This window comes from Streptomyces sp. 15-116A, from assembly GCF_025290915.1.
In the GTDB taxonomy this organism is placed as follows: Bacteria; Actinomycetota; Actinomycetes; order Streptomycetales; family Streptomycetaceae; genus Streptomyces.
Window position 1 is genome coordinate 1 of record NZ_JAOCQE010000486.1, and the last position, 2,387, is coordinate 2,387.

Annotated in this window: 2 protein-coding genes; both read right to left on the reverse strand. The window is 74.2% G+C overall.

The window, feature by feature from the left end:
• Positions 1-1,413: SAV_2336 N-terminal domain-related protein (locus tag N4P33_RS34695; protein ID WP_260830892.1), on the reverse strand; the 1,413-nt coding region annotated here is incomplete at its 3' end.
• A partial coding sequence (locus N4P33_RS34700; protein WP_260830893.1) for a MoxR family ATPase occupies positions 1,414-2,387 on the reverse strand: 974 nt, incomplete at its 5' end.

A 2,387-nucleotide genomic window follows, 5' to 3' on the forward strand; every position in this document is an offset into this window, starting at 1 on the left:
GAAGCGCGGGGCGCGCAGTCCGGGTGCGGGGGCGCCCTTGGTGAGGGTGCCGGCGAGGACGACGGGCAGGGAGCGGCGCACGCCGCGTTCGCCGGTGACGAGGTCGGCCCAGGCGGCGAGGGAGCCGGGCTTGAGGGAGAGCACCGGGACGGGCAGGGAGTCGTCGCCGGCCTCGGGCAGGGGCCGCATGGGGTCGGGGCCGCCGGGCGGCGCCCAGTGTCCGAGGGCGTCGTTGGGCACGCCGAAGCCGCCGGCCTCCAGGACCGCCGGGTGCGGGTAGAGGGAGCTGCGGTGGCGCAGATGGGGCGGCAGCAGGTGGACGAGGGCGGTGGGGCCGGAGCGGGCGAGGCGGCCGAGGAGGGTGTCGGCGGCGGAGGCGGCCCAGCCGTGGGCGAGTCCGTCGGTGACGACGAGGAAGACGCGTCCGCCGCGGCCGTCGATCAGCTCGGCCGGGTCGGCGACGGCGCCGCCGCTGGTCCAGTGCAGGGTGGGCGTGCCGGTGCGCGGGAGGACCACGCGGACGGTGCGCACGCTGCGGAAGGCGCCGCTGTGTTCGGCGGCCTCGGCGAGCCGGGCGACGGTCTCCTCCCAGATCCGCATGGTCGGCGCGTCGTCGGCGAGCAGCACCAGGTCGAAGGCGGTGGTGCGCACGGGCCGCAGGAACGGCAGCCACAGTCCGTCGGCGACGCCCTGTTCTGCGGTGGCCTCCTCGTCGAGTTCCTGGGTGTCGCGGGAGGACACGCGGCGCTGGAGCTGGTGCAGGGCGCGGGCGAGCTGGGCGGTGCGGCGTCCGGGGCCGTGCTGCGGCTGGTTGGCGTCGTCGGCGAGCAGGGGCCGGGTGAGGTGCAGGGCGGCGGTGCCCTCGGGGTCGGGTAACAGTTCGCCGTCGGCGGGCACGGGTGCGGGGCCGGGGGCGCCGTCGGCGGCGTCGGGTGTGCTCCGGTGGGCGTGGGTGTCGTCGGCGGTGGCGTCGAGCGGTCGCCGGACGGGGGCGGTGTCGTCGTCCGGCCGCGAGGCGTCGGTGGAGGCGGCCGGGTCGGGAGAATCGGCCGAAAGCAGACCTGCCGAGGGGGTGTCCGGGTCCGCGTGTTCCTCGGGACGGGGCGCGGGATCGGCCTTCCCGGGGGCGTCGCCACGGGCGGGCGTACGGCCGCCGTTGTGCTGCCGTCCGGCTCCGGAGCCGTCCGCGGCGGGGCCGCCGTGCTGGTCCCAGTACGCGGCGAGCCACACCGCGTCGGCGACCTCCTGCCAGCGCGGCGCGTCCTGGGGGGAGTCGTCCCGGGCAGGGGTGAAAAGGCCTTGGTACTCGCTCGCGTACTCGACGGATTCGGGGAACGCCGACGGAGGCGACGACCCCGACAAGGGTCCGCCGCCGGATCCGGATGCGCGCTCCCTGGGAAAGCCGTTGTTCATTCAGCGGCCCTTCGCGAGGTCGCGGAGGAGCATTTCCACGAGCTTACGCCCGTTGCCGTGGACCTGGAAACCACCCAGGGTAGTGATCTGGACAGCGTTGAGTAGCTGGTCCAGGGAGTGCGTGCCGCCGGCCTGGACGCGCTGCAGGAACAGGTCCACCAGTTCCTCGGTGCCCTCGGGCCGCTCCCCCAGGTGCCGCTTCACCATGGCGAGCAGGCGTTCGCGGGTGGGCGTGCGCAGTTCGAGCGGCAGACAGCGCCGGCGGAAGGCGGCCGGGAACTCCCGTTCCCCGTTGCTGGTGATCACCACGACCGGGAACTCCCGGCATTCGACCCGCCCTTGACGCACCTCGGCGCGGACCCCGGGGTCGCTGGTGTGGACGCTCGCGGTGTCGGCGGCGTCGCGGACCAGCTCCGGGACGTCATAGCTTCCGTTCTCCAGCACGTGCAACAGGTCGTTCGGCAGGTCGATGTCGCTCTTGTCGAGCTCGTCGACAAGAAGCACACGGGGACGATCGTAGGGCAGGAGGGCGGTGCCGAGGGGCCCGAGCGTGATGAAATCACCTAGGAGTGGCGGAAGTTGACGTTCATTTAATACTTCGGTTTGCTCGGGCCGCTGCTCCGGGACGCCGCCGCGCAGGCCCGCCTGCCAGGCCGCGATCGCCTGCGCGCGGCCCATGGCGTCGTGGGTGTAGAGGCCGTCCTTCAGCGTCGTACGGCTGACGATGTTCCACTCCAGGACCCGGCCGAGGCCCAGTTCGCGGGCGATCACATGGGCGAGGGTGGACTTGCCGACGCCGGGCGGGCCCGTGATCAGCAGCGGGCGGCGCAGCAGCAGGGCCGCGTTGACGATGTCGATCTCCTCGGTGCCCAGCTGCGGGGTGACCTCGTCGGGGCCGATGCGGCGCAGCGCGGCCTCGGGGTCGTCCGGTGGCGCGGGCTGGACCGGCTCGCCGCGGAACCGGCGCCAGGGCG